Source organism: Aeromonas sp. 600282 (assembly GCF_049175755.1).
Lineage (GTDB): Bacteria > Pseudomonadota > Gammaproteobacteria > Enterobacterales > Aeromonadaceae > Aeromonas > Aeromonas veronii_A.
In genome coordinates this window covers 1-5921 of record NZ_JAAKVR010000035.1, presented here as the reverse complement: position 1 = coordinate 5921, position 5921 = coordinate 1, and the positions used below count along the sequence as shown (strand labels likewise).

Below are 5921 nucleotides of genomic sequence, written 5' to 3'. Positions count from 1 at the left end.
CCCCGAACAGCCTGACTCCGCCCCCGGCGAGGCCAGCTAACCGAGCGAACCCCGCACCCTGGGCGGCTCGGGCCTGATGAATGCCAGCGGCATACCAGACGGCCCGACCACCGCCCAACATGCGGCGCCACCTCACATCAGGAGCACCATGAGCACCGGATTTTTAGCCACCAACCCGACCCCGGCCGCCACTGAAGAGGGTGACATCACCAGCGCCCCCTTCTGGCCGGCCATCTCGCTCTGCGCGCTGCGCGACACCGTCCGGCTCGATGGCACCGTCACCACCGCCCGCCTCACTCATGAGGTGATCGACGCCATCACCAGCGTCAACCGGGATCTGGCCCAGTGGCGCAGCGCCAGAGAAAGCGAAGGTCACGCCACCCTGGCCGCAGTCCCCGCCGAGCCCATCAATGGCGAATCGACATACCTGCACAGCTACCGGCGCGCCGTCTACGCCATGACCCGCGCCAACCTGCTGGAACGCTACACCGACTACAGCGCCACCGGTGACGGCATCAAAGGGGCCGATGCCAAAGAGATAAGTTCGGATGACCTCTACCGCGACGCCCGCTTTGCCATCCGCGACATCATCGGCACCACCCACACCACGGTGGAGCTCATCTGATGCAACTGCGCAGCCTACAGGGCGACACCCTCGATCTCATCCTGTTTCGTCACTACGGCTACACCGCAGGCATCACCGAGCAGGTGCTCAACCTTAACCCCGGGCTGGCAGCACTCGGCCCCATCCTGCCAACCGGCACCCTCATCAACATGCCAGCGGCCCCCACGCAGGCCGAACAGCCACTGATCCAGCTATGGGACTGACTGTCATGCGAGAAAAGAGAACACCGACATGAGCCGCCTCGACGACGAACTCGAACGACTGGCCAACATCAGCGAGCAACAACTCGCTGCCCGCATCCATGCCGCCCGCATTGCGGGCACTGGCCCCCACTACTGCATCGACTGCGACGACCCGATCCCGCAAGAGCGCCGCGAGGCGATACGGGGCTGCGAGCGCTGCGCCGACTGCCAGACCATTCACGAATTCCAACTCGCCCGCCACTGCGGCAGCAAACGATAGGAGAGCACGATGCCAGAACCGATTTCCTCCAGCGCCGCAACCAGCACCCTTACCGGTCTGGCCTTGCTGTTCACCCTGCCCGGGGTGGATCCCTCCGTCGTGCTCGGCGCACTGACCGGCGCAGTGCTGTTTATCTCGGCCGCCGAAGAGCAGGGGCGCCTGCGCCGGATTGCCCTGTTTGTCGCCTCGTTTGTCAGCGGCCTGCTGCTGGCTGGCTTTACCTGCCAACTGCTGGAGGTACTGCTGCCCGCCAGCGTCCAGGTCAGCAATGCGATCGGCTCGCTGATCGCCTCCGCCATGATGGTGCGCCTGCTGCAGCTCATCATGCGCAATCAGGATCGGCTACTTGAAGCCTTGTTTAACAAAAGGGGGCAACCATGATCCCGACTACTCCGACCGGTGTGTTTATCTACACCGCCCTTTACGCCCTGATCTGCGCCGCCATCTTCCTGCGGGTCATGCTGTTTGACCGCAAAGGGGGCGAATATCGCGCCCTGCCAGCCTGGATGGCATGGCTGCTCTGCGTGCTGTCAGGCTCCATTCCACTGCGCTTTCTGTTCGGCGGCATTCCTGTGCCAGACCCGGCCGCCTTCGGGCTCGCCCTCTTCCTGCTGTGCGCCGTGCTCAACACCCGCGGCTCGGTGCACCACCTGCTGCCCCGGGGCAAACCCTCCAGCACCGACCATGCCCGGGATATTTACCGGAGGTACCAACCATGAGCCTGAAAAAAGGGGATACCGGCACCACCGTGGCCGACCTGCAACGCCGCCTCACCGCCGCCGGTTATCCGGTGGCAGTCGATGGCTGGTTTGGTGAGGCAACCGAAAATGCGCTGGTAGCCTTCCAGCGGGATTACATGATTGCCGCCATCGGTCAGGCGGGCCCGCGCACCCTGGCCGCCCTGCTCGGCAGTGAGCGCGGCAACCAGCTGACCATCAACCACATGCAGGCCGGCGCCGATCTGCTGGCGGTACCGCTGGCCACCATGGCCACCGTTGCCCAGGTCGAGAGCATCGGTGAAGGCTTCACCCAAGCCATGCGCCCGGTGGTGCTGTTCGAGCGGCATGTGTTCTACCAGCAGCTCACCAAACATCTGGGCAAGGCGGCTGCCGACCAGCTGGCCGCCCATTACCCCAACCTGGTCAACCCCAAGCGTGGCGGCTATGCGGGCGGCGCAGCCGAGTGGGAGCGGCTGCAACTGGCCATCAGCCTGCATCGGGATGCGGCCATCGAGTCGGCCAGCTGGGGCATGTTCCAGATCATGGGTTACCACTGGCAGCCGCTGGGCTTTGCCTCTGCCAGCGACTGGCAGAACGCTATGAAGCGTAGCGAGGTCGAACACCTCACCGCCCTGTGCCGCTTTATCCAGCAAGACCCCGCCATGCACAAAGCGCTGCAGGGGCGAAAGTGGGCGGATTTCGCCCGCCGCTACAACGGCCCGGCGTTTAAAGAGAACGACTACGACACCAAGCTGGCCAAGTGGTTTGCGCACTTCACCAAGGTCTATCAGCTGCAGGAGGTAGCCAATGTGGCGTGAACTGCTGGGCTCGCCCCTCAGCTGGTTGCTGCTGGTGTTGGCTGTCGCCCTTGGAGGCTGGGGCTGGTCAGCCCGCTCGGCTGCCAAGGCCAAAGGGGACGTCACCATCCTGCAAACCAGCCTCAAGGCAGCCGATGAGAAAACCAGAGAGGCCGAGCGGCGCGAACAGCTTAAAGAGACCGCCATCGCCACCCTAACCCGGGAACTGACCACCCAGGCACAAGCGGCGCAGCAGCTGCAGGGCCAGCTCGACCAGCTGGCGCAGGCCGCCGCTACCCGCGCCGACACCATCAAGAGGCTTAAACGTGAAAATGCCGAACTCAGAGCTTGGGCTGATCGCCCTCTGCCTGATCCTGTTATCAGGCTGCTCCAGCGCCCCGCCCTCACCGGCGCCGCAGATTATCAGGCTCACTTGTCCGGCCCCGAGCCCCTGCCAACTGCCGCCGGCGGCGCCACGCAATAACGGCGACTTGCTCGACCAGCTGAGCCAGACCGAGGCCGCCTGGGCCAGTTGCGCCGCCAAGGTCGATAGCCTCATCACCTGCCAGACACGACAACAAGGAAGGGAAGATGGAAAAGCCAAAACAAATCCGTGAGGTGCTGACCCGCTGCGTACCGCACCTCAAGACCAACCCGGATAAGCTGCACATCTTTATCGCCCCGGGCAATATCGAAAGCACCGGCGCCCGCTCCCTCTCGTTCGAGTGGCAATACCCCATAACCATCGGCATTGAAGACTTTGCCGGCCACCCGGATCAGATCATGGTGCCGCTGCTGGCCTGGCTGCGCCAACACCAACCCGAGCTGATGACCAACGACGAGCTGCGCAAAGATGGCATCACCTTCGAGGCCGAATACCTCGCCAACGACCTGATGGATCTCATCATCACCGTCAAGCTGACCGAGCGGGTCAAGGTATGGCAGAACGAACAGGGGATTGGCTGGGAACATCTGCCAGAACCGCCGGAAGACCCTTATGACGGCATCACCTGGGAGCTCTTTATCAACGGGGAACCACAACCATGGCCACCGACGACCTGAACCGGCTGATTAGCTGGGCTGATACTCTGCTGGCCAGCATGACACCGGCCGCCCGCCGCCAACTGATGGGGAACATGGCCCGCAACCTGCGCGCCAGTCAGAGCAAACGGATCAGGGCCAACATCCAGCCGGATGGTAGCCCCATGACCCCGCGCAAGCCGCTAAAGAAGCTGGCGAAAATGCGCGGCACCACCCGCCGCAAGATGTTTCAGCATCTGGTCAGCCCCCGCTGGCTCAAGGCAACCAGCACAGAACATCAAGCCGTGGTCGAGTTTGTCGGCTCGGCCAATCGCCTCGCCACCATTCACCAGTACGGTCTCAAAGACCGCATCAAGGGCCGCGAGATCAGCTATCCCGCGCGGGAACTGCTGGGGCTGGAAACCAAAGAGCTAGAAAAGATGGAAGAGATTCTGCTGGAGTTCATGCTCCCAAGTTTTCATTCGCAATAGTATCGGTACAATAGCGGACAAGTTTGAAGCTTGATTGTTCTAACGTAGGGATACATGAAAAAGAAAAAAGAGATCAACTGGATACGTTGGCACTGGTTAAGGCAGCATCTGAAGCTCGCACGAAAGTCATCACTACCTGAAGAGCCTCAGGCCAAGATAGTCCATTTCATGACCTCTTTTATTGCTGCAATTCCTCTTATCACCGCTGGGCTTTATCTATCTGGAATGGCATATCACTATGGTGAATGTTTCGTTTATGGGCTGGATATTGTCGAGTTCCCATGGCCTTCAGACATCATCTTATCTATGGGATTCTTGCTGCTTTCAGATGCTATCGAGACCTATTTATGGTATATTTTAGGCATATTTATTTGCGTGTTACTCATTATTGTAATGTTGTTCTTTTGCATCCGTTTAAGACTTAGATGGGCGTGGTTATGCCATCGCATATCTTTGTTGCAATATCCCAAAGTGAAGCGTTTTCTCCGTAGAAGAGCACATTTGCCAGCCCCTAGGCTTTACCTTCTCCTCATATGGATGAAAATTTTTTACGATCGTTTTGCCATCTTAGTGCTGATGCCCATAGGAGTTTTTCTGCTCGCCACTTTCAGCTTCAACACAGGGAAAGATGTCGCATTAGATAAAATTCAACAAATCGAGAGTGGAAAATTAACATCTGAGCACAGCAAAGCGATATCTCCCCTATTAGGGGATATGCCTCACGTCCGTTTGATTTGTAATTCTACCTATTGTGCCTATCGAATCAAAGGTGGAGAAACAAAATTGGTCAGACATGATCAGATCGAGGTTATACAGTGGATGGATAAATAAAAGTTGCCTAGTTAAGCCACATTACTATTTTACCCATGTGATTACAAAGTAATATCAAAGAGTGTTTTATGGAATTTTTTCAAAAAAAAGAAATACGCAGCATAGTTTATGATACATTTGAGTTTTGCAAGAGAAACTCTCAGAATGAGAAAGTATCAGAATTTGAGAGGAGTATGCTTTATCATATAAGCCTAATGTTAAATGCATTTGTTACAGAGCCAAATTTTTGGGATCAAAATTGCTCAATTGGCATATCTGATATAGGTGAAAGCTTTATTAATCGCTTGCATAAACTTCGTAATGGCGACTTAGAGAATGATAGCAAGACAGAATTGCTCTATACATCTGCCTTTCGACTTTTCTACGAAGGTTTTCTATCAAGTGGTATTGATATCTCATCTGATTATGAAGAGGTCATTGTATTCCCTAAGCGGGAAATCAATAATTTTAGTATACGGGCACAAGAATCCATTAACTTTATAACTAGAGACCTTTCGACATATTTATTCAGAAAGTTAATGGCCAGCCCTGAAGTTAAGGACCTTAAGGGTATAACGGATACTATTACCAAAGCTAAATCTTTAACTCAAGAATGGAATGATGTCTTGGATGAAAGAATTAAGAAGGCAGAGAATCTAAGATTATCAATAGAAGGCTACACTGACGCCTTCAACTTTGTGGGTCTTCACCAAGGGTTTGACCAACTCCACCAAAAGAAAGTGCTAGAGAAAAACAGACTTATTGGTTTGATGTTCCTTTTAGCTATAATTATTACACTCCCATTTGGAGTAAAAATAACCACTATGTATTTTCCTAGTTTGACTGTTACAAGTGTGCCTGAAAGCCACAAACAACCCAGCATCATTAAGGATGGAAAGCCTTCAGCAAACCAAACAGCTCAAACAGCTCAAACAGCTCAAACAGCTCAAACAGCTCAAACAGCTCAAACAGCTCAAACAGCTCAAACAGCTCAAAC

12 protein-coding genes are annotated in these 5921 nt (G+C 55.6%); all 12 read left to right on the top strand.

The window, feature by feature from the left end; all coding sequences use genetic code 11:
- Positions 1-148 precede the first annotated feature (148 nt).
- Positions 149-625: a head completion/stabilization protein gene (locus G5137_RS20585; RefSeq protein ID WP_421255909.1), complete on the top strand. Its 477-nt coding sequence runs from the start codon at positions 149-151 to the stop codon at positions 623-625.
- Positions 625-828, top strand: a complete 204-nt coding sequence (locus G5137_RS20580) for a tail protein X (RefSeq protein WP_005352059.1) — start codon at positions 625-627, stop codon at positions 826-828. The genes G5137_RS20585 and G5137_RS20580 overlap by 1 nt, the downstream gene beginning before the upstream one ends.
- A gap of 28 nt (positions 829-856) precedes the next feature.
- Entirely contained in the window at positions 857-1087 is a 231-nt protein-coding gene (locus G5137_RS20575) for a TraR/DksA C4-type zinc finger protein (protein ID WP_019445413.1), read from the top strand.
- Positions 1088-1096: 9 nt separating this feature from the next.
- A complete protein-coding gene (locus G5137_RS20570; protein WP_005352066.1) occupies positions 1097-1468 on the top strand; it encodes a putative holin in 372 nt (123 codons plus the stop codon).
- A complete protein-coding gene (locus G5137_RS20565; RefSeq protein WP_013723873.1) occupies positions 1465-1806 on the top strand; it encodes a phage holin family protein in 342 nt (113 codons plus the stop codon). The genes G5137_RS20570 and G5137_RS20565 overlap by 4 nt, the downstream gene beginning before the upstream one ends.
- Positions 1803-2624, top strand: a complete 822-nt coding sequence (locus tag G5137_RS20560) for an N-acetylmuramidase domain-containing protein (RefSeq protein ID WP_421255908.1) — start codon at positions 1803-1805, stop codon at positions 2622-2624. Before G5137_RS20565 ends, G5137_RS20560 begins: the two co-directional genes overlap by 4 nt.
- Positions 2614-3087, top strand: a complete 474-nt coding sequence (gene lysB, locus G5137_RS20555) for an Rz-like lysis system protein LysB (RefSeq protein ID WP_421255907.1) — start codon at positions 2614-2616, stop codon at positions 3085-3087. The genes G5137_RS20560 and lysB overlap by 11 nt, the downstream gene beginning before the upstream one ends.
- The gene (lysC, locus tag G5137_RS20550; RefSeq protein ID WP_421255910.1) at positions 2972-3220 is read left to right on the top strand and encodes an Rz1-like lysis system protein LysC; all 249 of its coding nucleotides are present in this window, start codon (positions 2972-2974) and stop codon (positions 3218-3220) included. The genes lysB and lysC overlap by 116 nt, the downstream gene beginning before the upstream one ends.
- A complete protein-coding gene (locus tag G5137_RS20545; protein ID WP_421255906.1) occupies positions 3195-3665 on the top strand; it encodes a phage tail protein in 471 nt (156 codons plus the stop codon). Before lysC ends, G5137_RS20545 begins: the two co-directional genes overlap by 26 nt.
- A complete protein-coding gene (locus G5137_RS20540; protein WP_421255905.1) occupies positions 3647-4114 on the top strand; it encodes a phage virion morphogenesis protein in 468 nt (155 codons plus the stop codon). The genes G5137_RS20545 and G5137_RS20540 overlap by 19 nt, the downstream gene beginning before the upstream one ends.
- 54 nt (positions 4115-4168) lie before the next feature.
- A complete protein-coding gene (locus G5137_RS20535) occupies positions 4169-4945 on the top strand; it encodes a hypothetical protein (protein ID WP_421255904.1) in 777 nt (258 codons plus the stop codon).
- Positions 4946-5013: 68 nt separating this feature from the next.
- Positions 5014-5921: hypothetical protein (locus tag G5137_RS20530; protein WP_421255903.1), on the top strand; the 908-nt coding region annotated here is incomplete at its 3' end.